23 protein-coding genes are annotated in these 24,821 nt (G+C 32.3%); 8 read left to right on the top strand and 15 right to left on the bottom strand.

What is annotated here, in order from left to right:
• Positions 1 to 54 precede the first annotated feature (54 nt).
• The 7 genes from Q0829_RS06085 to Q0829_RS06055 all read right to left on the bottom strand — a co-directional run bounded on the left by Q0829_RS06085 (position 55) and on the right by Q0829_RS06055 (position 12,181).
• Positions 55 to 3,426 carry a VCBS repeat-containing protein gene (locus Q0829_RS06085; protein WP_298541097.1) on the bottom strand — a complete coding sequence of 1,124 codons (3,372 nt, stop codon included), beginning with the start codon at positions 3,424 to 3,426 and terminating at the stop codon, positions 55 to 57.
• A 207-nt stretch (positions 3,427 to 3,633) separates the two neighbouring features.
• Positions 3,634 to 5,859, bottom strand: a complete 2,226-nt coding sequence (locus Q0829_RS06080) for an NADP-dependent isocitrate dehydrogenase (RefSeq protein ID WP_298541094.1) — start codon at positions 5,857 to 5,859, stop codon at positions 3,634 to 3,636.
• 965 nt (positions 5,860 to 6,824) lie between these two features.
• Positions 6,825 to 7,175: a 50S ribosomal protein L19 gene (gene rplS, locus Q0829_RS06075; RefSeq protein ID WP_298541091.1), complete on the bottom strand. Its 351-nt coding sequence runs from the start codon at positions 7,173 to 7,175 to the stop codon at positions 6,825 to 6,827.
• Positions 7,176 to 7,398: 223 nt separating this feature from the next.
• Positions 7,399 to 8,076 (bottom strand): tRNA (guanosine(37)-N1)-methyltransferase TrmD, encoded by a 678-nt coding sequence (trmD, locus tag Q0829_RS06070; RefSeq protein ID WP_298541089.1) that lies wholly within the window; start codon positions 8,074 to 8,076, stop codon positions 7,399 to 7,401.
• A 61-nt stretch (positions 8,077 to 8,137) separates the two neighbouring features.
• Positions 8,138 to 8,755, bottom strand: coding sequence for a tRNA (guanine-N1)-methyltransferase (locus Q0829_RS06065; RefSeq protein ID WP_298541087.1), 618 nt, complete (start codon positions 8,753 to 8,755; stop codon positions 8,138 to 8,140).
• A 423-nt stretch (positions 8,756 to 9,178) separates the two neighbouring features.
• Positions 9,179 to 10,627: a glyceraldehyde-3-phosphate dehydrogenase gene (locus tag Q0829_RS06060; protein ID WP_298541085.1), complete on the bottom strand. Its 1,449-nt coding sequence runs from the start codon at positions 10,625 to 10,627 to the stop codon at positions 9,179 to 9,181.
• Positions 10,628 to 10,762: 135 nt separating this feature from the next.
• Positions 10,763 to 12,181: a trypsin-like peptidase domain-containing protein gene (locus tag Q0829_RS06055; protein WP_298541083.1), complete on the bottom strand. Its 1,419-nt coding sequence runs from the start codon at positions 12,179 to 12,181 to the stop codon at positions 10,763 to 10,765.
• A gap of 166 nt (positions 12,182 to 12,347) precedes the next feature.
• Between Q0829_RS06055 and dapF the strand changes: the two genes are divergently transcribed.
• The 4 genes from dapF (at position 12,348) to Q0829_RS06035 (ending at position 15,677) form a co-directional block, all read left to right on the top strand.
• The gene (dapF, locus tag Q0829_RS06050) at positions 12,348 to 13,133 is read left to right on the top strand and encodes a diaminopimelate epimerase (RefSeq protein WP_298541080.1); all 786 of its coding nucleotides are present in this window, start codon (positions 12,348 to 12,350) and stop codon (positions 13,131 to 13,133) included.
• Positions 13,127 to 13,654 (top strand): GNAT family N-acetyltransferase, encoded by a 528-nt coding sequence (locus Q0829_RS06045; protein ID WP_298541078.1) that lies wholly within the window; start codon positions 13,127 to 13,129, stop codon positions 13,652 to 13,654. Before dapF ends, Q0829_RS06045 begins: the two co-directional genes overlap by 7 nt.
• The gene (mltG, locus tag Q0829_RS06040; RefSeq protein ID WP_298541076.1) at positions 13,644 to 14,687 is read left to right on the top strand and encodes an endolytic transglycosylase MltG; all 1,044 of its coding nucleotides are present in this window, start codon (positions 13,644 to 13,646) and stop codon (positions 14,685 to 14,687) included. The genes Q0829_RS06045 and mltG overlap by 11 nt, the downstream gene beginning before the upstream one ends.
• Before the next feature lie 351 nt (positions 14,688 to 15,038).
• Positions 15,039 to 15,677 (top strand): peptidoglycan-binding protein LysM, encoded by a 639-nt coding sequence (locus Q0829_RS06035; protein ID WP_298541074.1) that lies wholly within the window; start codon positions 15,039 to 15,041, stop codon positions 15,675 to 15,677.
• A 17-nt stretch (positions 15,678 to 15,694) separates the two neighbouring features.
• On the opposite strand, the gene Q0829_RS06030 is transcribed toward Q0829_RS06035, so the two are convergent.
• The 3 genes from Q0829_RS06030 to dnaA all read right to left on the bottom strand — a co-directional run bounded on the left by Q0829_RS06030 (position 15,695) and on the right by dnaA (position 18,544).
• Entirely contained in the window at positions 15,695 to 16,426 is a 732-nt protein-coding gene (locus tag Q0829_RS06030; RefSeq protein WP_298541072.1) for an SAM-dependent methyltransferase, read from the bottom strand.
• 225 nt (positions 16,427 to 16,651) lie between these two features.
• Positions 16,652 to 17,104, bottom strand: a complete 453-nt coding sequence (locus Q0829_RS06025) for a low molecular weight protein-tyrosine-phosphatase (RefSeq protein WP_298541070.1) — start codon at positions 17,102 to 17,104, stop codon at positions 16,652 to 16,654.
• A gap of 12 nt (positions 17,105 to 17,116) precedes the next feature.
• Positions 17,117 to 18,544 (bottom strand): chromosomal replication initiator protein DnaA, encoded by a 1,428-nt coding sequence (dnaA, locus tag Q0829_RS06020; protein WP_118456613.1) that lies wholly within the window; start codon positions 18,542 to 18,544, stop codon positions 17,117 to 17,119.
• A 192-nt stretch (positions 18,545 to 18,736) separates the two neighbouring features.
• On the opposite strand from dnaA, the gene Q0829_RS06015 reads away from it, so the two are divergent.
• Positions 18,737 to 19,150 carry a thioesterase family protein gene (locus tag Q0829_RS06015; RefSeq protein ID WP_298541068.1) on the top strand — a complete coding sequence of 138 codons (414 nt, stop codon included), beginning with the start codon at positions 18,737 to 18,739 and terminating at the stop codon, positions 19,148 to 19,150.
• On the opposite strand, the gene Q0829_RS06010 is transcribed toward Q0829_RS06015, so the two are convergent.
• The 5 genes from Q0829_RS06010 to Q0829_RS05990 are packed head-to-tail and all read right to left on the bottom strand — an operon-like array spanning position 19,139 to position 22,741.
• Positions 19,139 to 19,753, bottom strand: a complete 615-nt coding sequence (locus tag Q0829_RS06010) for a YigZ family protein (protein ID WP_298541066.1) — start codon at positions 19,751 to 19,753, stop codon at positions 19,139 to 19,141. The genes Q0829_RS06015 and Q0829_RS06010 overlap by 12 nt on opposite strands.
• An 11-nt stretch (positions 19,754 to 19,764) precedes the next feature.
• Positions 19,765 to 20,634, bottom strand: a complete 870-nt coding sequence (locus Q0829_RS06005) for an EamA family transporter (protein WP_298541065.1) — start codon at positions 20,632 to 20,634, stop codon at positions 19,765 to 19,767.
• Entirely contained in the window at positions 20,631 to 21,239 is a 609-nt protein-coding gene (locus Q0829_RS06000) for an HAD family phosphatase (protein WP_298541063.1), read from the bottom strand. The genes Q0829_RS06005 and Q0829_RS06000 overlap by 4 nt, the downstream gene beginning before the upstream one ends.
• Positions 21,232 to 22,275, bottom strand: coding sequence for a bifunctional diaminohydroxyphosphoribosylaminopyrimidine deaminase/5-amino-6-(5-phosphoribosylamino)uracil reductase RibD (ribD, locus tag Q0829_RS05995; RefSeq protein ID WP_298541060.1), 1,044 nt, complete (start codon positions 22,273 to 22,275; stop codon positions 21,232 to 21,234). The genes Q0829_RS06000 and ribD overlap by 8 nt, the downstream gene beginning before the upstream one ends.
• Positions 22,276 to 22,279: 4 nt before the next feature.
• A complete protein-coding gene (locus Q0829_RS05990; RefSeq protein WP_298541057.1) occupies positions 22,280 to 22,741 on the bottom strand; it encodes a hypothetical protein in 462 nt (153 codons plus the stop codon).
• A gap of 94 nt (positions 22,742 to 22,835) precedes the next feature.
• Here Q0829_RS05990 and Q0829_RS05985 point away from each other — a divergent pair, with 94 nt between their 5' ends.
• From Q0829_RS05985 to Q0829_RS05975, 3 genes are read left to right on the top strand one after another with little or no spacing between them, the layout of a single operon-like run.
• Positions 22,836 to 23,321, top strand: coding sequence for a GNAT family N-acetyltransferase (locus Q0829_RS05985; protein WP_298541055.1), 486 nt, complete (start codon positions 22,836 to 22,838; stop codon positions 23,319 to 23,321).
• A complete protein-coding gene (gene prmC, locus Q0829_RS05980) occupies positions 23,300 to 24,187 on the top strand; it encodes a peptide chain release factor N(5)-glutamine methyltransferase (RefSeq protein ID WP_366892739.1) in 888 nt (295 codons plus the stop codon). The genes Q0829_RS05985 and prmC overlap by 22 nt, the downstream gene beginning before the upstream one ends.
• A gap of 3 nt (positions 24,188 to 24,190) precedes the next feature.
• Complete coding sequence (locus Q0829_RS05975; RefSeq protein WP_298541053.1) at positions 24,191 to 24,781, top strand: TIGR00730 family Rossman fold protein; 591 nt, start codon at positions 24,191 to 24,193, stop codon at positions 24,779 to 24,781.
• The last annotated feature ends 40 nt before the right edge of the window (positions 24,782 to 24,821 follow it).

Genomic DNA, 24,821 nt, shown 5'->3' with positions numbered 1-24,821 from the left:
CTATAAATACTTTAATTCATAGGCTTTAATTTATTGTAAGATGTATTTTATAAATCAGTCATTGGTGAAATATTGTAAGTTTCCTTCGTTACATAGAGTTAGAATTAAGGTTTTATTTTTTTTCTGTAGCATAACGATACCGCGAGTATCTCCAATTACCGAAAAACCACTTTTATGAGCAGGAATAGCTTGGAAATTACCAGTTCCATCACCTAATAATACGGAGCCTATGCTTGCATCACTGCGTCCCATTTCTACATCGGTATGGTAATTATTTCCAGTTACGATAAGATCTAGGTTTCCATCTTTATTCATATCTATGGGTAAAATACCGTGAACTTCAGAGAATTGAGCTGATTTGGGTAAGTTGTGAGCTTCAAATGTTCCGTTACCTTTGTTTTCAAAATAAGCACTACTAAAGGTATGTGCTAATAATTGCAGAGCTCCTTCCAATTCTTTTTTTGAAAATATTGAATCCAGCGTTGCTTGCGAATATTGATGATACCTCCTAAATTTCTTTTTAATATCCGGATATTGTGTGGCAATTTCATCTAACACATGTTTAGGATAACTTTTTCCATCACTGAAATAATAAAAAGGAAATGCATCGATCCGACCGTTACCATCGAAATCTTTGGCATAAATAGTACCTGGTTGATCTTCTGAAACTTTATAAAATGAATTTTCACCACGGTTTCCAGCGATCAAGTCTAGGTCACCATCCTTATCTATATCCGCTGCAGTAATAGTATTCCACCACCCAGCAGTTTTTAAAAGACCAGCTTGCTCTGTAATTTTAGTAAATTTCGAATTATTATTTTTTAAAATAGTAATAGGCATCCATTCTCCTGCCAGAATTAAGTCTTTATTTCCATCGGTATCATAATCCATCCAAATAGCATCATTAACCATTCCTAAATTTCCGTTATTCGGCAACATATTGGTAGCATTTGTAAAACTACCTTCATTATTGATAAGTAATTGACTTTGCTCTTCAATAGGGTAGGATAGAGGCTTAGCTCCACCACCTATAAAAAGATCCAGATCTCCATCATTATCTATATCATGTGCTGTAACACAGGTTCCATTTTTAAAATTCTTTGGTAATGCATTTTCGGCTTTACTAAAATTACCTGCTCCATCATTTAAATATAATCGGTCCTGATATAAGGGTGAATTATATGCTGAAGCATAACCACCACTTACTACGAACAAATCAAGATCTTGATCAGCATCTGCATCAAAAAAAAGAGCTTCTGCATCTTCATAAGTTTTATCTGTTTCAAATGCTTTAATTTTCTTTTGTATGAATTTACCCTGATTATTTTGAACATACAAAGTTCCGGAGTATCCATTTGCGCCACCTATATATATATCTTCTAATCCGTCATTATTGATATCTCCTTTAGATATGAAAGGACCTTTATTAGATAGTTTATGTTCTAGTAACGGTTCTTGTTTAAAATCGATATAATCATTTTCTTGATGCTGGAATTCAGGAGAAAAAGTGTTTTTAGCCTTAATTAGTAAAGTTTTTTCAACTTTTTCTACAGTAGGTTTATCGATTGCATCTTCAATATTTAATTGGATACGTTGATTAGAAGCAATATTATTTAGTTGTTGGTGTTTACCATTCGGCCATACTACTGATACCGAAGTAATATTTTTGTTTAATCCTACTCCAAAATGTAAAATGGATTCTCCTGAACTAAGGTATCCTCTATATGGAGAACATTCTTGATATTGTATGCCATCTCCAGTGGTAATCGTTACTTTAGCGCCAATACCTGAAGCGTTATTTTTGTTGCCCTTTAACTGAACAGATAGATAATGGTTGTTAGATTTTAGTTCTCTACTATTGTTTCTATATAAAAATGCTTCTTGATTAAAATTATTAGTAATCAGATCCAAGTCACCATCCTGATCTAAATCTGCGTATACTGCACCATTAGAAAATGAAGGTTTATCAAATCCCCAGGAAGTTGATTTTTTGGTAAATGAAAGATCACCATTATTCTTATAAATATAATTTGCAACTGGTGTGGAAGATATTAGATTTAATAACTTCATGTTGTTAAACTTCTTAGCACCTCCTCCTGATGCAATAGCCGTATTAGAATCATATTTTAAAAAATCCATATCGGTTATATTTCTATAAAACCCATTAGAGATAAAGAGGTCTTTAAAGCCATCATTGTCATAATCGGCAAGTAAAGGTGTCCAGCTCCAATCGGTATGTGATATTCCTGATAACTGACCAATCTCACTAAAAGTACCATTACCATTGTTTAGTTGCAATGTATTGCGCATTACTTGATGACCTAATCCAAACTTTACAGCAATATGATACAAATCATATGGACTCTGACCTTTTAGTTGTTTTTGACGATAGTTATGTTCTGCCATCATGTCTAAATTAATTACATCTAAATGTCCGTCATTATTAAAATCAGCAATATCGGATCCCATGGAATTTCTACTCATGTGAAAAAACATGTCGCTTATAGCATCGGTGAATGATCCATCTCCATTATTTATATAAAAATGATCCTTGTCTAAATAATCATTAGCTACATAAAGATCAGTCCATCCATCTTTATTAATATCAGTAGGAGTAACACTTAAGCCAAAGGCTCTATTGAGTAAACCTGCTTTTTTAGTAACGTCCGTAAATGTACCGTTTCCATTATTTCTATATAACCGATCACTAACATCTTCATAGTTAGTATCTTTATATAATATGGTATTCCCGGTTTTATCTTTAGTTGTTTTTATATTTTGAGCATCAACAAAGTCTACACGATGATTAAGTAGATACATGTCCAAATCCCCATCATTATCATAGTCAAAAAAAGAAGCTTGGTTAGAAAAACTCTGATCATTCAGGCCATATTCTGCAGCTTTATTTGTGAAAGTAAGATCTTGATTATTAATAAGTAAAATGTTTTCTCTTAATTCAGGTTCTCCAGCTAGAGAACGACAGATGTATATGTCTTGGTAACCATCATTATTGATGTCTATCATGGAAGTTCCAGTGCTAAAACCAGCATGCAATACTTCGGCAGTTTTAGAAATCTGTTGAAATTTTAAATTCCCTTTATTTAAGAACAGTCCTCCACCAGATAGATTTCCCGAAAGAAAAACATCAGGTAATCCATCATTATTAATATCTCCAACTGCAACACCGCCACCGCCATAGATATATTCGTACGTTATAATATTAAATGTTTCATTTTCTTTAAGCTTGTTGACAAAATAAAAACCAGTTTCTTTAGGGTCTGTTAAGGTGAATAAGGTTTTTTCTTGTTCTCTATTTATTTCTGTTTTAGTTTTATCAATTGTATCTGTTTTCTTTTCATTACAAGATATTATGACTACTAAAAATATGAAACTAAAAAGTCTGAATGATTTAACAAGTTGTAACATGGGTTTACTGGTCTATAAAAGTTTTGATTTTTTTAAAAAGCTGGTATTACTTTCTTTGGTAAAACTAAACATTTTTTATTTGAACAATTTTAAATCTTTTGTTTGTTTCGCAGCACGTTGTTTTTAAACATTTTGAACGCAAAATCTTATAAAAAAAGCGCCATATAAAATACTTTATATGGCGCTTTTTTATGTAAAAGACTATGCTTAGTCTATAATCTTATTCAATGTTTCGCTAGGACGCATTGCATTAGCTACTTTAGTAACATCTGGCCAGTAATAACCACCCATATCTACAGCACTTCCTTGAGCATCGTTTAATTCCTGGATTATTGTGGTTTCATTATCAGATAGTTGCTTCGCTATTGAACTGAATTCTGTTTGAAGATCTGCATCTTTATTTTGTTCTGCAAGTGCTTGGGCCCAATACAGAGCAAGATAGAAATGACTACCTCTGTTATCTAATTCATTTACCTTTCTAGAAGGAGATTTTTTATTCTCTAAAAACTCTTCTGTAGCTTGGTCTAATGCTTCAGCTATTATTAAAGCTTTCTGATTGTTATTAGCTTCTCCTAAGTGTTCTAAAGATACGGCTAATGCTAGAAACTCTCCAAGAGAATCCCAACGTAAGTGACCTTCTTTGTTAAATTGTTGTACGTGCTTAGGAGCAGATCCACCAGCACCAGTTTCGAATAAACCTCCACCATTCATTAATGGAACAATAGATAGCATTTTGGCACTAGTTCCTAGTTCTAGAATAGGGAATAGGTCTGTGTTATAATCACGTAATACATTTCCTGTTACAGAAATTGTATCTTTTCCATCTTTTATTCTTTCTAAAGAGAACCTGGTAGCTTCTACTGGAGACATGATTCTAATATCAAGTCCAGTTGTATCGTGCTCTGGTAAATATTTGTTTACTTTTTCGATTAAACTAGTATCGTGTGCTCTGTTTTTATCCAACCAGAATACCGCTGGAGTACCAGTAGCTCTAGCTCTACTTACAGCAAGTTTTACCCAGTCTTTTACCGGAGCATCTTTGGTTTGACACATTCTCCAAATATCGCCTTCTTCTACTGCGTGTTCAATTAAAACAGTACCAGCAGCATCTACAACACGTACTGATCCGTTTCCTTTGATCTCAAAAGTTTTATCATGAGAACCATATTCTTCTGCCTTCTTAGCCATTAAACCTACATTAGGAACGGTTCCCATAGTGGTTGGATCAAAAGCACCGTGTTTTTTACAAAAATCTATAGTTTCTTGATATATTCCTGCATAACTACTGTCCGGAATAACCGCTTTGGTATCTTGAGTATTACCATCGGCATCCCACATCTGACCTGAAGTACGAATCATAGCCGGCATAGAAGCATCGATAATCACATCACTAGGAACATGAAGATTGGTAATTCCTTGATCAGAATTTACCATAGCTAATTTGGGTCCGTTTTCGTAACATGCTTTTATATCAGCTTCGATAGCGGCTCTTTTAGTAGCGTCTGGTATTTTCTTTAGCTTATTAACAAGATCTCCGAAACCATTATTTACTTCTACACCAATTTCTTCTAGTGTTTCATTATGTTTTGCAAAAACATCTTTAAAGAAAACTTCTACAGCATGTCCGAAGATAATAGGGTCAGACACCTTCATCATAGTTGCTTTCATATGTAATGAAAATAACACGTTCTTATCTTTAGCATCTGCAATTTGCTCTTCTAGAAACGTAATCAATGCTTTTTTACTCATTACAGAGGCATCAATGATCTCACTAGCAAGTAAGGCGGTTTTTTCTTTTAAAACCGTAGTATTTCCATTGTTATCTACAAATTCAATTTTTACATCTCCTGCTTCAGTTACGGTTACAGATTTTTCGTTAGAACGAAAATCACCACTATTCATTGTTGCTACATGTGTTTTAGAGTCACTACTCCAAGCACCCATAGCGTGAGGGTTCTTTCTTGCATATTGTTTTACAGGTTTAGGAGCTCTACGATCAGAGTTACCTTCTCTTAAAACAGGATTTACTGCACTACCTTTAATTTTATCATACCTGCCTTTAATTTCTTTTTCGGCATCGTCCTTAGGTTCTTCTGGGTAATTAGGAATATTGAAACCTTGTAATTGTAACTCAGCTATTGCAGCTTTTAACTGAGGAACAGAAGCACTAATATTTGGGAGCTTGATGATATTAGCTTCTGGTTTTAATGCTAATTCACCAAGTTCTGCTAAAGCATTAGCTTGATTTTGTTTGTCCGAAAGATTCTCTGGGAAAACTGCTAGAATTCTCGCTGCAAGAGATATGTCTTTAGTCTCTATTTCTATACTGGCTGCTTTAGTGAATCTTTTTACAATCGGTAAAAAAGAATAGGTAGCCAATGCAGGTGCTTCATCAGTTTTTGTGTAAACAATTTTTGAGGATTCAATTCCCATATTTTTTTGATTTTAATAGGAAATCTATGTAGCCTTGCGGTTGGATGTCCTATGTATTATACTGTCTATTAAGGAAATAATTAGTCGTTTAACTTTTCTTGGGCAAATAATAGTAGCCTCTCTTTTTCTTTTGGCAGAACACTATCTGTTATTTAATATTATTTGCAGTAAGATTTTCCGAGCGCGAAGATACGAATATAGCGAGGTAAATGCAACCTGTATATTGTTAGTTTTGCGTTAAAGGAATTGAATTATAAATCTTTAAAAAAGATAGGGTATAAAAAATGGTAGTCGTAAAAAAAAGTTGCCTGATTTAAGAATAGTTGTAAAAAATAAAAAGCCATATCATAATACGAATACCTTGATATGGCTTTTGTCCAGAAATAATAAGATTGTTAGCTGTTTTACCCGCTATTAAATAATAACTTTCGTTAGTTTATACCAATGTTTTTATTTCTGTTTTGAGTAGATTTAAATTTATAAAAGAAAATACGATGTTAACCTAAATACTACTCGGGAGACTATTGCGAACACTTTTGTATCTAAATTACGAATGTAATTTTTAGTTTTTTTATCCGAATAGTCCAATGCCACTTAAAATTAAAAAGGTGTCAAAACTTAATTTTTTCTTTTGAATTTCATTCTGAAATGATTTTAAAGAGAACCCTTAAATTTATTTCAACGATGTACTCAAAAAAATAACTTTCGTTTTATATTTATCCTAATCTTAAGATGGTTTATGTAAATGTTCAAAGAACGTGTTTAGAAAAAATACCTATCTAGAATCCTTGTGTCATCTCGATATTACTATATCATTTCTATTATAAAAATAGGGAAAATCGATTGATGGATCAATTTTTTGTATAGTTTTAGTTATCAACTGGTTATGAACTATAGTTATTAACTTTTGTTCATAAAAAAAGGCTGCCATTTGGCAACCTTTTGTATGGTGTAAGAAGTAAGAATTAGCTTCTTTTTTCTTTAATACGGGCTTTTTTACCAGTAAGTTCTCTAAAGTAGAATATACGTGCTCTACGAACTTTACCTCTTTTGTTAACTTCAATTTTCTGAAGTGCTGGTAAATTTACAGGGAAAATACGTTCTACACCTACCGTTCCAGACATTTTTCTGATTGTAAAAGTTTCACTAGAACCAGAACCTCTTCTTTGGATTACAACTCCTCTAAAGAACTGTGTACGTGTTTTGTTTCCTTCTTTAATTTCGTAATATACTGTGATTGTATCACCTGCTGCAAATTCAGGTAATTCTTTTCTTGTAACAAATTCGTCTTGTACGAATTTTACTAAATCTTCCATTTTTGAGATAGTTTACTTATGTTTTATTAAAACAACATTCACGATTCTCGCCAGAGGTTATTTCAATCAGGCTGCAAAAATAAGTATTATTTAATTATTTGCAAGTATTTTTTATGATTATTCTTTTTGTGGAAAACAACTTTGTTACGCTATTGAATTTCAGTTAAGTATAGTTGATTTTAAATTAAGTTTTATCAAGATAAATAAACAGAAATCATACTAATCAATCATCCAACAAATCTGGTCTACGTTCTTTGGTTCTTTGATACGCTTGTTCTTCTCGCCAAGCTTCAATTTTCGGAAAATTTCCTGATGTAAGTACTTCTGGAACTTTCCATCCTTTATAGTCTGCTGGTCTAGTGTAAATAGGCGGTGCTAACAAATCGTCTTGAAATGAATCTGTTAATGCAGAAGTTTCATTGCCTAGCACGCCTGGAATAAGTCTGATAATTGCATCGCACAAAATTAGAGCACCTAATTCTCCTCCAGAAAGAACATAATCTCCGACTGATATTTCTTTTGTAATAAAGTGATCTCTAACTCTTTGATCTACACCTTTATAATGCCCGCATAAGATAATTAAATTACCTTTTAATGACAGTTGATTCGCGATTCCTTGATTCAAAGTGTCTCCATCGGGAGTCATGTAAATAACTTCATCATACTGTCTTTTAGCTTTTAAGCCAGAGATGCACTTATCAATAGGTTCTACCATCATGACCATACCCGCACCACCACCAAATTGATAGTCATCCACTTGTTTATAATTGTCAGTGGTGTAATCTCTAAGGTTATGAAAATGTACTTCTACTAATCCTTTTTCTATAGAACGCTTCATAATGGAAGCTTCAAAAGGACTTTTTAAAATATCAGGTACCACCGTTATTATATCTATTCGCATCTTTTTTAATTAAGATTTGCAAAGATGCAAAACAATACATTAATAATCCAGAAAATTGGTATTACTTAGCTCCGGTTTTACGTTGTTTGTTGATTTCATCCTGAAGTTTACGCATTACTTTTTGTTCTCTTTCTAAAGCTCTACGTCTGTGATCTTCGAATTCTGCTTCTGTCTCTGCTAAAGCTTTTTTAGCTTGAATGGTAACTGAGTTACTATTTTTAAATTTAAAAACAAAGAAAGCTAATAGTGCTAAAAGTCCTCCAACAATAGCCCACATCATCGTTTTGTAACTACCTTTAGTAAATGACATACCAAGAAAAGTCATACTATCCTTTTCTTCAGTAACAGCAGAAAGATCTCCATTTGTTTTTGCTAGAGAAGTTTCCAGATTTGATATAGAAGTTTGTTGTTCAGTAATTTTTTGATTAGAGCTATTTAATTTAGCTTCTAAGGTTTTAAGGGAATCGATGGTGTTTCCTTTTAACTTATCAAGCCAAACACGTTTTACTACCTTGTATTCTTGATATCTACCAGATTTTTTGATTACAACATCAAATTGAGTTTGAATATTTTCTTGTTGTAACGCTTGTTCTGCTGTTAGATTCTCTTCTTGTGCCTGAATGGTTTCAAAAATGGGGAATAGAGCTATTAAAACTAATAGGTACTTTGATAATTTCATGTGTGAATTTTAATTGTTTTTAATGGTTGATTAAAACCTTAAGTTTGATGAAATAAACTTCATAATACTTGCTAAATGAAGTTATTCATTATTCTAAAAGCTTTATTCTTTTTTACGTCAGTCTTTAATTAATTTTAACGCTAATAAAGATACGATATTGTAAATAATTTAAAAGTTTTAATGTGTATATCTTATAGTTGTGTTTATAGAGTTTTAAATTAAATCAAAATGTTGATATGCTTCTCCGAAATAATCATAGAATTGATTAATAATTCTATGTGTTATTTTTTGTAGAGACAATTTGGTAAGAGATAACCTTATTTTATGAAAACTTAAAATTAGAAATAGATTGACAAGTGTATTAAAATTAAAAAGACTGTCCGAAAAGACAGTCTTTTTAATTTTAATACATAATTGTATTTTCTAGTAATATGTATAGCGCCTTACTTTGGCAATATATTTTGATAATCTAATTACTTGATGACTATATCCATATTCATTGTCATACCATACATATAGGACTGCATTATTACCTTTGGCATCTACAATGGTTGCATTGCTATCGTATATAGATGGAGCAGATGAACCTACAATGTCACTTGAAACCAATTCATTGTCTAAAGAATACTTGATTTGTTCTACCAGGTTCCCTTCTAAAGCATATTTTTTAATAATTGAATTCATACTTTCTTTAGATGCTTTCTTATCTAGATTTAGATTAAGAATTGCTAGAGATCCATTAGGTACAGGTACTCTTATAGCATTAGAAGTTAATTTTCCTTCGAAACTTGGCAATGCTTTAGAAACTGCTTTTCCAGCTCCTGTTTCAGTGATTACCATGTTTAAAGCGGCAGCACGACCTCTTCTATACTTATTGTGCATATTATCTACTAAATTCTGATCATTAGTATATGCATGTATAGTTTCTAAGTGACCATTTATAACTCCAAAGCTTTCGTCTACGGCTTGTAGGATTGGAGTAATTGCATTGGTAGTACAAGATGCTGCAGAAAAGATATTTACTTTATCTGGATTATGTTCTTTGTGATTTACTCCGTGTACAATGTTTGGAATTCCTTTTCCTGGTGCAGTAAGTAAAACTTTATCAATTCCTTTGGCGATTAAATGTCGGCTTAAAGCTTCTTTGTCTCTAAATGCTCCAGTATTATCTATTAATAATGCGTTATCAATTCCGAAAGAAGTATAATCGATATCTTCAGGGTTATTGGCACTAATAATTTTCACAGTAGTTCCATTGATGATCAAAGAACTGTTTGCTATATCGGTTTCTACTAAACCAGCAAATTCACCATGAACGGAGTCATTTCTTAATAACGAAGCTCTTTTTTCTAAAATTTCTTCGGTGATAGATCCTCTGGTTACAATAGCTCTTAACCTTAATTGACTTCCTTTTCCAGTAATAGTCATGAGTTCTCGCGCTACTAAACGTCCAATACGTCCGAAACCATAAAGGACCACATCTTTAGGAGAAATGTTTTTAAACTTCTTAGCGTCCTTTAATTTGTTCATAACAAAACTAGTTGCAGAATCAAATTCATTACCAGCAAGATGGTACTCATACGTAAGTTTACCAATATCTAATTTGGCAGGAGGTAAGTCCATTAATTTAATGGCTTGGGCAATTTCTACAGAGTCAAAAATTGAAATTGGTTTTTGAACAAACTCACCCGCGTATTCGTGTAAATTAAGAATTTCACTTACGTTTTTATCAATTAACTGATTTCGAAACAATACTAATTCGATAGAATTATCGTACCATAAATCACTTACAGTTTTAATGAAAGCCACTGTTGCGCGGCGTCTGTCTGCCTGAAAGGCAAGTTCTTTCTCATAAACTTCGTTAGAACTCATAATGTGTTGTGTTTTACAATCTTGAAATTTCGCGCAAAAGTATGAATTTCAAACGTTTTCGTAAAGCTTTTTTAATAAAAAAATCCCATTACTTTTCGTGAGTAATGGGATCATTGATTTTATAAGGTGTCATGCTTAATTCTGGAAAACAAATTCACGTTTTTCTCCATCTCGATCTATTAAGCTAATAGTGATATCTTCTTCAGGATATTTACTTTCTATAATCTGTTTTACCTGTAAAACATTTTTAACTTTTTTACCATCAATTTCACTGATGATTAATCCTTCCAGATTGTAGCGTTGCATTTTTTGGCTTAGTGCTTTACTAATGATTACTCCGTGATCCAGGTTGAATTTCTTTAGGTATTCTGGGTTTGGATTAGCTACTTCTACACCAACATCTTCAATATTATATCGTTGGATTACATATTTGGATAGTGTTACGGGTAAATTTAGTTCACCGCTGTCGCGCTTAATTTTTACGTTAATTATATCATTAGGATTTTTGGTGTTCACATAACCAGTGAGGTCAGAGAATTTTTTAATTCTTATACCATCTATTTCTTTGATAATATCTCCAACTTTAAGTCCAGCTTTTTTGGCACCACTGTCTTCTCCTACATTTGTGATAACGACACCTTGAGTCTCTTTTAAATTATATTTGGCTTTAATTTCGGAAGTTAGATTATCTCCATTTATCCCGAGTATTCCTTTCTGAACATCTCCAAATTCTAAAATATCTTCTACAATTTTACGAGTATTATTAGAGGGGACAGCAAAAGCATATCCTACATAACTTCCTGTTTGAGAGGTGATCGCCGTGTTAATTCCGATTAATTCTCCTTTAATATTTACTAAGGCACCACCACTGTTTCCTGGATTTATTGCCGCATCGGTCTGGATAAAAGATTGGAAATTACTATCATATTCATTCAGATCTCTGGATTTTGCACTAATGATACCAGCCGTTACCGTAGAGGTTAAATTAAAAGGGTTACCAACAGCCAGAACCCATTCTCCTATTTTAGCGCTATTAGAGTCTCCAAAAGGAATGTAGGTTAATTTTTCGTTGGTATCAATCTTGATTAAAGCAATGTCAGATTGAGGTGCAGTACCAATTACTTCTGCTTTGTAGGATTTATTATTGTTTAAAGTTACTTCTAGATCAGTTGCGCCGTCTATCACATGATTGTTAGTTACTATATATCCATCCTCTGTAATGATTACTCCAGAACCGGCTCCTTGGATTCTTCTTTCTGTAGTTCCACCATTTCTAAAATACTCCATAAGATTTCTTGGAGTTTTAGTAATTCCATATTGTTTGACATGGACTACTGCATTTACAGTTTTTTCTGCTGCTATTGTAAAATCCGCATTCATATTTGCGGTATTTAAATTCGTGGCATTATATGTTGCCGGAATGAAGGATGTTTTTGGTGTGTATTCAGGTTTGTTAATGACAATGCTGTCAGGTTCCAAAAATGCCTTATATGCTCCTAATGTCACAACACCTGCTAAAATAGCGACAACCAATAAGCTCAAAAATCTTTTCATCTTCTTTTCTTTTTTTGTTTAATTTGACTAGTACTATATAATAGACTCTTTATAACTATTAAAATTACAATTATAGTATATTTTTTTTTGATATTTAACGCGCCATTAACAACAATAATATGGTTACTTTCTTTGTACCTTTGCTCTTTATAATTGAATAAGAATAATGAACCTTACTTTTTATAAATATCAAGGAACTGGTAATGACTTTGTAATCATTGATAACAGACAGTCAATTTTGTCCAAAAATAATACCAAACTTTTTGCAAGACTTTGTGATAGAAAATTTGGAATAGGGGCAGATGGTTTGATGTTATTAGAACTCCCTGAAAATGAGGAGGATGATTTTACTATGGTATATTTTAATGCAGATGGTAATGAAAGTTCTATGTGCGGTAACGGAGGAAGATGTTTGGTGGCATTTGCAGCATTTCTAGGAGTTATAGAAGATACAGCTACATTTACGGCTATTGATGGAAAACACAAAGCAGAAATTAAAGATGGGCTGGTTTATTTGCAAATGCAGAATGTTTCGAAGGTAGAGCAATACGATTCTCATTTATTTTTAGATACTGGTTCTCCTCATCACGTCACCATGGTTGATAATTTAGTTGATTTCGATGTTACAAATATTGGACGCGAAATTAGAAATGGAGCGCCATATTTCGAAACAGGAAGTAATGTTAATTTTGTAGAGAAAGCGGGAGAAGATTTGTTTTCGGTAAGGACATATGAAAGAGGAGTGGAAGATGAAACTTTATCTTGTGGCACAGGAGTAACTGCTGTAGCGTTATCTATGTATACAACAAAGATGACTGATAAAGAACAAGTGAATGTTAAAACGCTAGGAGGTAAATTAAAAGTTACTTTTAGAGAGACTGCTAATGGGTATGAAGATATATTTCTTATAGGTCCTGCAGAACAAGTTTTTAAAGGAGAAATTACATGTTAACACTTAAGGGTGAGCATATTTATTTAAGAGCATTAGAGCCAGAAGATCTTGATTTTGTTTATCTAATTGAAAATGATGAACGAATATGGGAGATGAGTACTACGCAAACGCCATATTCAAGGTTTTTGATAAAGCAATATTTAGAGAATGCACATCAAGACATTTATGACGCTAAACAGTTACGGCTAGTAATATGTTCTTATGATGAAGCTGCGCTTGGGCTTATTGATCTATTTGATTTTAATCCAACTCACAATAGGGCAGGTGTAGGTATTCTTATTGCAGAAGAAGAACATCGAGGTAAAGGTTATGGAAAAGAAGCTTTGGCTCTTATTAAAAATTATGGTAAAACGCATCTTCGTTTACATCAATTATATGCCAACATTGCTGAGGATAATGTAGCTAGCATCAAATTGTTTGAAAAGGAGGGTTTTGAAAAAATAGGAATAAAAAAAGAATGGAACCTTGTGGATGGTGTCTACAAGGATGAACTTTTATATCAACTTATATATGTACATTAAGAAATTATTATTGTTAATAGCCGTAATAGGATTAATTGTAGGTGGATTGTTTGCGTATTATGTATATCAAGCAGTTTTTTCTCCGAATACAAATTTCGAAACGGAAACGACTACGGTTTATATTCCTTCTGGAACCACATATCCTGAATTTAGAAAAATTATATATCCTTTACTTAAAAATACTTCAAGTTTTGATAAAATAGCTAATAAAAAAGGATATACTAATAAAGTAAAAGCTGGAAGATATATTTTAAAGAAAGATTTAAATAATAATGAACTTGTCGATCTTTTAAGAAGTAAAAACACCCCAATTCAGTTGAGTTTTAATAATCAAGAAAGATTAGAGAATCTAGCAGGTAGAGTTGCGCAACAAATAGAAGCAGATAGTATATCGTTGGTTAATGCTTTTAAGGATGAGGTTTTTATTAAAGAGAAAGGTTTTACGATTGATGATGCTTTAGCAATGTATATTCCAAATAAGTATGAATTTTTTTGGAACACATCGGCAGAACAGTTTAGAGATCGTATGTTAAAGGAATATAAGCGTTTTTGGAATGATAAAAGAAAGGAAAAGGCTAAGAATATTGGTTTAACTTTTAATGAGGTGGCCACAGTTGCTTCGATTGTTCAAAAAGAAACCGCTAAGGTAGATGAGCGTCCAAGAGTAGCTGGGGTGTATATGAATCGTTATAAAAATGGATGGAAGTTGGATGCGGATCCTACCGTTATCTATGCGCTCAAAAAACATAAAAATGATTGGGATGCTGTTATAAAAAGAGTACTTTATAAAGATCTTGAGCTAGATAGTCCCTATAATACTTATAAATATAAAACTTTACCTCCAGGGCCTATTACGATGCCCGATATTTCTTCTATTGATGCCGTTTTGAATCATGAAAAGCATGACTATTACTTCTTTGTAGCTAATGTAGAAAATTTTGGCTACCATAAATTTGCTAAGACTTTAGCTCAGCATGCCAGGAATAAAAAGCAGTATGTAAATTGGATTAATAAACAAGGAGTAAAACGTTAGAATTCACTCGGTTTTTTGTAGGAAAAAAATAAGTTTTTTTCTCGTTTTAGGAATATTTTCTATTTATTTATTAACAATATCGTTTGAAATCTTGTGAATTACTCATCGCACTTGCTTTTTACTTTTTATCGATTAAAACCAGCTATTTGACGTTCAAATACAAGTTTTAAGACTTTTTAGGTGTTTTTTTATCGAATTTTAACGTTTATTTTAATGTAAAATGCTGTTTTTCAGCATTATAATAAATTTAACAACTGATGCTGTTCTGTTTAAAAAAAAGCTGTATATTTGCACCGCAAAAATTTAAGTAGAGGGGAACGTCTTTTTGATGTCTACTTAGAAATTTTTTATATGATAAAAAGGATAATTGGACTTTTTGTAATTCTTACAATCGGGGGAATCGTTTTAGTAAGTTTTACACCAAAAAATCGCACAGATTTAGGCTCATACAGCACTGCTGGTTTAGATCTCTATTATATCGCTCCTAACTTTAACGAGGTAGAAGATGATTTGTTAGACAATTTTATTTACCCAGAATTAGGTAAATCTTATGTTGGTTTTAAAGAAGCCTTAGCTTTTAAGGAATCAAGAGGGGATTATGGAGTTGTAAATCAATTTGGGTATATGGGTAAATATCAATTTGGTATTGGAACCCTTGCGATGATCGGAATAAAAAACAAAAATACTTTTCTTAATAATCCAGAACTTCAAGAGAAAGCTTTTTATGCGAACCTTTCTAGGAATAAATGGATTTTACGTAGAGACTTAAAATGGTTTGTAGGTAAGAGAATGAATGGTATTGTTGTTACTGAATCTGGAGTATTAGCTGCAGCACATCTTGCAGGGCCTGGTGCTGTTAAAAAATATTTGCGTAGTGGTGGAGTAGATGGTTTTGCAGATGCATTTGGTACAACAATCCGTTACTATATGAAACGTTTCGCTGGATTTGATACTTCATTTGTAGTTCCTAATAGAAAGGCAAAAGCTTAAATCTAGGCTTTATAACATCAAAAATCTCTTTGGATAATAAATATTGTAGGCTTCTTATGTAGCTCTATTTGTTCGTTTTTCCATTCTTCAATAGTTTTAGTGGCAATATATTCTGTGGTTAGTGTAATATCGCTGGCTATACATAATCGAGTTCCTGGATTTAGAATAGATACGAGATCTGCAAGCATTTTATCGTTTCTATATGGAGTTTCGATAAATATTTGTGCCTGATCCTTTTCTAAAGAGTTTTTCTCAAGAGATTTTATAGTAGATTTTCTTTCGCTTTTGTCGATTGGAAGATATCCGTTAAAACAAAAATTTTGTCCGTTCATACCACTACTCATCATAGCTAAAAATATGGATGATGGTCCGACCAAAGGTGTTACTTGAATTCCTTTTTCATGTGCTAACCGTACTACTTCCGCACCGGGATCAGCAATTCCAGGGCATCCTGCGTCAGAAAGAAGACCAATGGATTCTCCATTAAGACATGGAGCTAGGTAGTTAGGTATTTCTGAAGCGTCGGTATACTTATTAACTGAATGAATGATAAGTGAGCGTTGAGATTTGCTCGGGCTAACTTTTTTTATAAACCTTCTTGCTGGTTTTTCATTTTCAACAATATAATGATTAACCTGTTCTAAAACTTTTTTTATAGATATTGGTAATACTTCCAGAGGTACATCATCGCCTAATCTGGTTGGTATTAAATATAATTTTCCTTTTGGATCTAGGGGTTTGGATTCCATAGTTTATCTGATAACTAGTTTTTGATTAAATGAATTCTGGTTTATGCGTATTGTAATATTGCTAATTGTGATTTCAAATAGCATAATCCTGATGGATTTAGATTTGTTTTTAAGAAGAGTTAAATTTGGATAAAAAGTTAAAGTCTTTTTCAATGAATGATATATTTAAGCTGGATTAACTGTTACTAAATATACAAAAACTTTGTTTTTTATCTTTAATCTCTCTTATAGCTTTTTGATTATACTGTTACAAGCTTTGTTTAGCATATCGAATACATCTTCAAAACCTTGTTCTCCACCATAATATGGATCAGGAACATTTAAATCTTCATTTGAATGCAGCTCGTTTAAAATAAGTTTTACTTTTTGCTTATCTTTTTCGTTTCTAGCAAGTTTGATAATATCATCATAATTAGAATTATCCATAGGGTAGATGAAATCATAAGTGTCAAAATCGCTTACTTTAAACTGTGTAGCTCTTTGATTTGTAATGTCAATTCCATGTTTTCTTGCTGTTTCTATAGATCTTATATCAGGTTTTCCGCCAATATGATAATTACTAGTTCCGCAAGAGTCTACCTGAAACTTTTCAGAATCTATTTTAGAAGCTAAAATTCCTTCTGCTAATGGAGACCTGCATATGTTTCCAAGACATACCATTAAAATTTTAATCTTCATGTAAATTAAAAATTAAAGGGTAAGTTTTTTACCAAGATCCTCAACGTATTTTCTGAATTGTTTGTCGGTAGAGGATAGGTTGTCTACTGTTTTACAGGCGTGAAGCACTGTAGCGTGATCTCTTTTTCCAATTTGCGTACCTATACTAGCTAACGAAGCTTTAGTAAGTTTCTTTGCAAAAAACATTGCTAGCTGACGAGCTTGAACAATATGGCGTTTACGTGTTTTGGATTGAAGCGTCTCTACATCCATCTGGAAATAATCACTAACTACTTTCTGTATGTAATCAATGGATACTTCTCTTTTGGTATTTTTTACGTAATTATCTACAATCGCCTTAGCAAGATCAATTGTAATATCTTTTTTATTGAAAGAAGAGTGTGCGATTAATGAAATAATGGCTCCTTCTAATTCACGGATATTAGTTTTGATATTATTTGCTAAAAACTCTACAATATCTTCTGGCATTTCCACACCATCTCGATATAGTTTGTTTTTTATAATAGAAATTCTAGTTTCGAAATCTGGTTGATGCAGTTCTGCTGATAATCCCCATTTAAAACGAGAAAGTAATCGTTGTTCTATATCCTGCATGTCTACAGGAGCTTTATCACTTGTTAGGATTACTTGCTTTCCGTTTTGATGCAAATGATTAAATATATGAAAGAAAACATCTTGTGTTCCTGCTTTTCCGGATAATAGCTGAATATCATCAACTATCAATACATCTATAATCTGATAGAAATGTATAAAATCATTTCGATTATTCTTTTTTACTGATTCTATATATTGCTGCGTAAATTTTTCGGCAGAGATATATAAAACCGTCTTTTCCGGGTAATTGTCTTTTATGTTTACTCCAATCGCATGAGCGAGATGGGTTTTTCCTAATCCTACCCCTCCAAATATTAATAAAGGATTAAAAGAAGTTCCTCCAGGTTTATTTGCTACTGCCATACCAGCAGATCGAGCTAATCTGTTAGAATCACCTTCTAAGAAATTATCAAAATTATAACTAGGATTTAGCTGAGACTCAATTTTCACGTTTCTAATTCCAGGAATTACAAATGGGTTTTTAAGCTCAGGATTTTTACTTTTTATAGGTACATCAACTTCTTGAGAACTTACAGCAGTTCTATTAGAACTTGGTATTTTCTCAGTAAAAGGTTTTTTGTTACCATAGGTATTTTCCATTTTAATGATATATACCAATTTTGCAGTTTCTCCTAATTCTCGAGTAAGAGACACTTTAAGAAGATTGACATAATGTTCCTCTAGCCACTCATAGAAAAATTTACTGGGTACTTGAATACTTAAAGCGCTATCCGTAAGCTTTACAGCTTTAATAGGTTCAAACCAGGTTTTAAAAGCTTGAGGGGTAATGTTGTCCTCTATAAAAGACAGACAATTATCCCAAACTGATTGCGCAGTTATATTCATTGGAGTGGTTAGATTACTTTTATTAGGTTATTAACGGAAAATTGTTGAAAAAGTTCCTTCTTTTTTTGCTTGACAAATATGTGAACAAAAAATGTAAAAAAAAAACGATTTTGGGGTTGAATTTTAATTATTTTTTTTGCATACTTAAATAGATGTAATTTTACACGCTTCACCTTTTTTTTAATCAAATATATGTCAATCACTTCCGAAACTTTATTAAAAGTTAGATATTCTGAAACAGATCAAATGGGTGTTGTCCATCACGGCAATTACGCACAATATTTAGAGTTAGCCCGAATTGACTGGTTATCACGATTAGGTGTTTCTTATAAATCCATGGAGGAAAGCGGTATTATGCTTCCTGTATTTGCTTTAGATTTTAAATTTAAGAAATCTGCCTTCTTTGACGACGAATTAACTGTTAAAACTTTTTTAGCGAAAATTCCTACAGTGCGTATTGTTTTTGACTACAAAATTTATAATCAAAACAATGATTTATTAACAATTGCCTCTTCTACCTTGGTTTTTGTCGATGCTAAAACAAGAAAACCAATTTTATGTCCTTCTTATTTACTGGAAATAATAGAAAAGGAATTAGTTGTCTAATTGTTTAATTTCTACTTCGTACAACGCCAAGAAAAGATCATTTATTTCATCGGCAATCGTTTTTCTGACAGAAATAAATAATTTACAGTCTAATTCTAGTTTTTGATTGGTAATAGTTAGCTGACGTTCTTTGATTATTCGCATTACCTTATTCATATTTTTATATTCAAAAGTGATGCAAAAATCGATGTTAATAGTTTTTTCTACTATGTTAGAAGCTTCTAATGATAATTCTGCGGCAGTTCTATAGGCGTTTATCAATCCTCCGACACCAAGTTTAACACCACCAAAATAACGAACAACTACTATTAAGATGTTTGTTACCTGAAAAGATTGAATCTGACCATAAATCGGTTGCCCCGCAGAATTAGAAGGTTCTCCATCATCATTACTGCGATATCTGATTTTTTCTGTACCTATCTGCCACGCATAACACCAATGCCTTGCAGCATGATGTTGTTTTTTTAACGAATCAATAATTACCTTAACTTCTTCTTCAGAAAAAATAGGATAAGAATATCCAAAGAACTTACTGTTTTTATCTTTGAATAACACCTCTTCTCCTGGAGTGTCAATGGTTTTATATGTGTCTTTTATGTTCAATTTTTTTATTATTAAATAGAAAAAGTAACAAACAAGATACTCATTATGGCTAGTACGATTCCTATCCAGTTTTTAAGTAGTAGCTTTTCTTTAAAAAAAAGGATTCCTGCAAATGTAGAAACTAATAAAACAGCTACATTGTTGATTATAAATACTGTAGAGCTGTCTATGTTTTCATTTCGTAATGCCTGAATCAAAAAATAAATAGAAAAGTAGTTAGGTATACCTAGGCAAATTCCTGCAATAATGTTTTTAACGTTTATTTTTAGAGTACCTTTTGCTGCTTTATATGCTAATGTAAATATTCCTAAGATAGCAGCAAAACTAAAAATGGTTGCAGAGAAAATAGGGACATCCATTTTAGCAACATAATTAGTTTCCATAAATTTTAGACTAGTATCTATAATACCTCCTCCAAGGAAAACTAATAATGGATAAATTAGATTCTCTTTTTTTATGGCAATTCCTCCAACTGTTTTCATTGAAGTCATATACACGGCAATCAATGCGATAATAATCCCAATAATTTTTAGAGCTCCAGTAATCTCATTATAAACAATGATCCCAAATATAACAGGTATTGCAACACTCATTTTACTAGCTACTGCTGCTACAGAAAGTCCGTTTTTCTGAGTAGTGATGGCCATAAAGTTAAATACCAGAATAAAAATGAATCCTAATGCAATAGTTCCGTAAAACCAACTGGATTTTGTGATGCTAATGATGTCAATAGGCTCGGTATAGGCTACCAAACCAGAAATACAAGCAATAACATAATTAACAATAATTGCTTGTTGTGTGTCTATATTATACTTTGCAAATAGCTTAAAAGTAATTAAAATCCAACTTGATGCGAATATGCTTAATAGTAGGTATATCAAAATAAATCGGATTTTATTGTGAAAAGGTTTGTGATATCTTCTGTTTCGGGGTTGTTATTCCAGATATTAATTCCTAATTGTTTTGCTGCATTAGTATTGTCAAAAGTATCATCTATAAAAAGAGTTTCAGAAGGATTTAATTGATGGTTGTTAATTACAAATTGAAAAATATCTAGATTGGGTTTTCTTAGATTGATTTCGTGCGAAAGGTAAAAAGTATCAAAACAAGATTTAAACTCATAATAAAAGGACACGTGTTCTTTAATCCAATCAATATGTAATTCATTGGTATTACTCAGTAAAATCAATTTATAATTCTTCTCAGTAGCTAATTTTTGAATAAATTCTAAACGGTGCTTAGGGAAATCTTTTAAAATAGCATTCCAAGCATCTATGAGTTGTCTTTCTGTAGAATTTGGCAATAGTTTTTTATAGTAATTGATAAACTCTACTGTAGTGATATTGCCTGTTTCATAGGATTCGTTAATGTGTTCCAATTCTTTGGTCAGTGAGGATATACCTAATTTAGAAAGCTCTTTTAAGGTAGCTGGTTTATCAAGATTGATAAATACATCACCAAAATCAAAAATAATAGTTTTAATCATTTTGATATATGCTTAAAGTATCTCCTATAATTTTTTCTTCAGAAGTTAATTTGCCTCCTGGTATTGGAGCTTTTGTTCCTTTTGAAAAAGTATTTGTTCCGGTAAATATTCTTGCTTCATTCCAAAGATTTGAATCGATAAAAGATTGAATTGTATAACTACCACCTTCAATAATCACAGATTGAATTTCGTGTTGATAAAGAATATTACAGACTTCATTAACGATCGTGTTTTCTGGGTTAACAGTTTCGTAGTATAAGTTATCACTATTCTCCTTTTTATGATTATGAGCAGTGATAATAATAGTTTTTACTGTTTTGTCAAGAATAGTTGAGTTTTCTGGGATTTTGTTAGATAAATCGATTAGAATTCTAACAGGGTTTGTTCCGGACCAATCTCGTATAGTGAGTTTTGGATTATCTTTTATAACAGTTCTGTTTCCTACTAAAATAGCCTGTTCTTCTGCTCGCCATTTGTGTACTAATTGCCTGGAATACGAATTAGTAATCCATACAGGTGCTCTTTTTTCAGTCTTTTCGGGAGCGATAAAACCATCAGATGTTTGTGCCCATTTCAGTATGATATAAGGTCGTTTTTTATTATGAAAAGTAAAAAAACGTTTATGATGTTCCTGACATTCCTTTCCTAAAACACCCAGAGTAACCTTGCATCCGGCATTTTTTAATTTTTCTATGCCTTTTCCTGAAACTTTGCTATGAGTATCTATCGTACCAATAACCACATTGGGTATATTGTGTTTGATTATGAGGTCGCTGCAAGGAGGAGTTTTGCCAAAATGCGAACAAGGCTCCAGAGTAACATATAATGTAGCTTCTTTTAAAAGAGATATGTCTTTTACAGAGCTTATAGCATTTACTTCGGCGTGATTACCTCCATAAGCACTAGTGTAACCTTCTCCAATAATAATGTTATTATGCACAATAACACATCCAACCATTGGATTGGGCCTGGCACTGCCAAAAGCATTTGTGGCGATTTGGATACATCGCCTCATATATGTTTGATGTATATTCACACTGTTATTTTAAAGGTACTTTTTGTTCTTTGTCAATCTTGTACGGATAAGAAAAGCTTCCTAAATGATACCTGATATTTCCTTTGTAATGTATAAGAAGTGAATCGGTCTGTACCATTTTTAGTACATTACCTAAAAGGTTGTTTTTATTTTCGTTATAAATTTTTGATAGAGAAAAGGTGCCTTCCAAAGGTATTGTAAATTCTTTTTTTGAAGGAACATCAAATTCTTGAGAAGATATAGTGCCTATGTCTATGTTATCAACAAAAACGTGAATGTCATCGATAGAAAGTTTCCCACTTAGATTATTTGGATTATCAAATACCGCATCAGCTTGAATACTTACATTGCGCATACTGACATTTTTAACGTCAATATTGGAGACATGTTTGAACTCTGGTTTTTTGGATACAGAACAGCTTGTGATAACTGTCAATATTGTTGATAATAATAAAAGCTTCTTCATTGATTTCTGTATAGATTTAATGTATATTTCATCTGATTAAAAAGATAAGATATCATCAGTATTTTAGATTAACAAAAGTAGTATTTATATTATAATGGATACCATAAAAATTCGTTCAGTTGCTCCAGGAGATAATAAGGCTCTAGCACAAGTAATTAGGGATGTTTTAATAGAGATGGGTGTTCCCAAAGTAGGAACAGCATACGAGGATGAAGCATTGGATATGATGTATGAAACCTATGATGCTCCCAGAAAAAGATATTATGTAGTAGAAGATGATGGAAAAATTATTGGTGGAGCAGGAATCGCGCAGTTAGAAAAAGAAAGCTCAGAAATATGTGAGCTTCAGAAAATGTATTTTCTTCCAGAAGCTAGAGGAAGAGGATTGGGGTCTAGAATGATGAACAAATGTCTCGAATTTGCCAGAGAACAAGGGTTTGCAAAATGTTATTTGGAAACCATGCCATATATGGAAGATGCCAGAAAACTATACGGCAAGGTTGGATTTACTTCTCTTGAAAAGCCTATGGGAGATACAGGACACTATAGTTGCCAGGCATGGATGATAAAAGAACTATAGGTTTGAAAATTAAAGACCTTAGAAAAGATTTTGTGGATTCCTTGTCAGGATTATATGATCCTGAAGAGGTGTTGTCTTTTTTTTATATACTTTCTGAAAAGTTTCTTGGGTTAAGACGTGTGGATGTAGCTTTGGCTTTGGATAAAGTAATTAGTGAAGAACAATTACTAAAGTTTTTGGATGCTAAAAAAAGATTGGAGAATCAGGATCCAATTCAATATGTGCTCGGAGATACAGAATTTTATGGGTTGCTATTTAAGGTTAATCAAAATGTATTGATTCCCAGACCAGAAACTGAAGAATTGGTAGATTGGATTATAAAAGATTATCAGAAAAGAGAAAGTGACAAGAAATTGAAGATATTAGATGTCGGAACAGGTAGTGGATGTATTGCTATTTCTTTAGCTAAAAATCTACCAGAAGCAGATGTGTATGCTATTGATGTCTCTAGAGATGCTCTTGAAATTGCTAAAACAAATGCTAATCATAATAATGTTTCAATACAGTTTATTCCTGCAGATATACTTCAGTTAGATATGTTAGAAGAACGTTTTGATGTTATAGTTTCTAATCCGCCTTATGTTAGAGAGCTAGAAAAGAAAGAGATAAAGCCAAATGTGTTAGAAAAAGAGCCTCATCTAGCACTTTTTGTATCAGATGAAGATCCATTAGTTTTTTATAAAAAAATCACAACTTTAGCAAAAGATAATCTTACTGCTGAGGGCTTGTTGTATTTTGAAATTAATCAATATCTTGGAATCGAAACTAAAAGTATGATTGAAGAACAAGGATTTAAATCGGTAACGCTGCGTAAAGATTTATATAACAATGATCGTATGATTCGAGCTGATTTATTTAATATATAATTTATGAATAACTTAACTTCTGTTTGTGTCTTCTGCGGAAGCAGCGAAGGAAATGATACCCAGGTAATTGATGAAGCATTACTGTTAGGAGAAAAATTAGCTCAGCAAGATATTACTTTGGTATACGGAGCTGCAAAAATTGGAATCATGGGAAAGGTGGCAGAAGGAACACTTACTCATAAAGGAAAAGTAATAGGAGTAATCCCTGAATTTCTTAAACTTAAAGAAGTAGTTCATTTGGGATTAACAGAATTAGTGACGACCAATAATATGCATGAGCGCAAAATGAAAATGCATGAGCTTAGTGATGGATTTATTACGCTTCCTGGAGGTTTTGGGACACTAGAAGAATTGTTTGAAATTATTACCTGGTCACAATTAGGGTTACATCAAAAACCAATAGGGCTGTTAAATATTAATGGGTTCTATGATCATTTACTACATCTGCTAGAGAATATGGTGCGTAATGGTTTTCTGAAAATGGATAATTATGAGTTGCTATTAGTGGATGATGATATAGATCGCTTACTTATGAAGATGAGAGAATTTAAGCCAGCTCAAGTACCAAAATGGTTAAAGGCTAATAGAACATAAATAAAATATAGTAATAAAAAGAATACTGCTACCAGAAAAC

It is taken from the genome of uncultured Aquimarina sp. (genome assembly GCF_947492405.1).
In the GTDB taxonomy this organism is placed as follows: Bacteria; Bacteroidota; Bacteroidia; order Flavobacteriales; family Flavobacteriaceae; genus Aquimarina.
The sequence above is the reverse complement of the archived record's forward strand: the minus strand, read 5'-3'. Positions and strand labels throughout refer to the sequence as shown.

Excerpts from the sequence above, each read along its gene's own strand:
- Q0829_RS06085 (WP_298541097.1), bottom strand. The coding sequence starts at position 3,426 with ATGTTACAACTTGTTAAATCATTCAGACTTTTTAGTTTCATATTTTTA.
- Q0829_RS06080 (WP_298541094.1), bottom strand. The coding sequence starts at position 5,859 with ATGGGAATTGAATCCTCAAAAATTGTTTACACAAAAACTGATGAAGCA.
- rplS (WP_298541091.1), bottom strand. The coding sequence starts at position 7,175 with ATGGAAGATTTAGTAAAATTCGTACAAGACGAATTTGTTACAAGAAAA.
- trmD (WP_298541089.1), bottom strand. The coding sequence starts at position 8,076 with ATGCGAATAGATATAATAACGGTGGTACCTGATATTTTAAAAAGTCCT.
- Q0829_RS06065 (WP_298541087.1), bottom strand. The coding sequence starts at position 8,755 with ATGAAATTATCAAAGTACCTATTAGTTTTAATAGCTCTATTCCCCATT.
- Q0829_RS06060 (WP_298541085.1), bottom strand. The coding sequence starts at position 10,627 with ATGAGTTCTAACGAAGTTTATGAGAAAGAACTTGCCTTTCAGGCAGAC.
- Q0829_RS06055 (WP_298541083.1), bottom strand. The coding sequence starts at position 12,181 with ATGAAAAGATTTTTGAGCTTATTGGTTGTCGCTATTTTAGCAGGTGTT.
- dapF (WP_298541080.1), top strand. The coding sequence starts at position 12,348 with ATGAACCTTACTTTTTATAAATATCAAGGAACTGGTAATGACTTTGTA.
- Q0829_RS06045 (WP_298541078.1), top strand. The coding sequence starts at position 13,127 with ATGTTAACACTTAAGGGTGAGCATATTTATTTAAGAGCATTAGAGCCA.
- mltG (WP_298541076.1), top strand. The coding sequence starts at position 13,644 with ATGTACATTAAGAAATTATTATTGTTAATAGCCGTAATAGGATTAATT.
- Q0829_RS06035 (WP_298541074.1), top strand. The coding sequence starts at position 15,039 with ATGATAAAAAGGATAATTGGACTTTTTGTAATTCTTACAATCGGGGGA.
- Q0829_RS06030 (WP_298541072.1), bottom strand. The coding sequence starts at position 16,426 with ATGGAATCCAAACCCCTAGATCCAAAAGGAAAATTATATTTAATACCA.
- Q0829_RS06025 (WP_298541070.1), bottom strand. The coding sequence starts at position 17,104 with ATGAAGATTAAAATTTTAATGGTATGTCTTGGAAACATATGCAGGTCT.
- dnaA (WP_118456613.1), bottom strand. The coding sequence starts at position 18,544 with ATGAATATAACTGCGCAATCAGTTTGGGATAATTGTCTGTCTTTTATA.
- Q0829_RS06015 (WP_298541068.1), top strand. The coding sequence starts at position 18,737 with ATGTCAATCACTTCCGAAACTTTATTAAAAGTTAGATATTCTGAAACA.
- Q0829_RS06000 (WP_298541063.1), bottom strand. The coding sequence starts at position 21,239 with ATGATTAAAACTATTATTTTTGATTTTGGTGATGTATTTATCAATCTT.
- Q0829_RS05990 (WP_298541057.1), bottom strand. The coding sequence starts at position 22,741 with ATGAAGAAGCTTTTATTATTATCAACAATATTGACAGTTATCACAAGC.
- Q0829_RS05985 (WP_298541055.1), top strand. The coding sequence starts at position 22,836 with ATGGATACCATAAAAATTCGTTCAGTTGCTCCAGGAGATAATAAGGCT.
- prmC (WP_366892739.1), top strand. The coding sequence starts at position 23,300 with ATGGATGATAAAAGAACTATAGGTTTGAAAATTAAAGACCTTAGAAAA.
- Q0829_RS05975 (WP_298541053.1), top strand. The coding sequence starts at position 24,191 with ATGAATAACTTAACTTCTGTTTGTGTCTTCTGCGGAAGCAGCGAAGGA.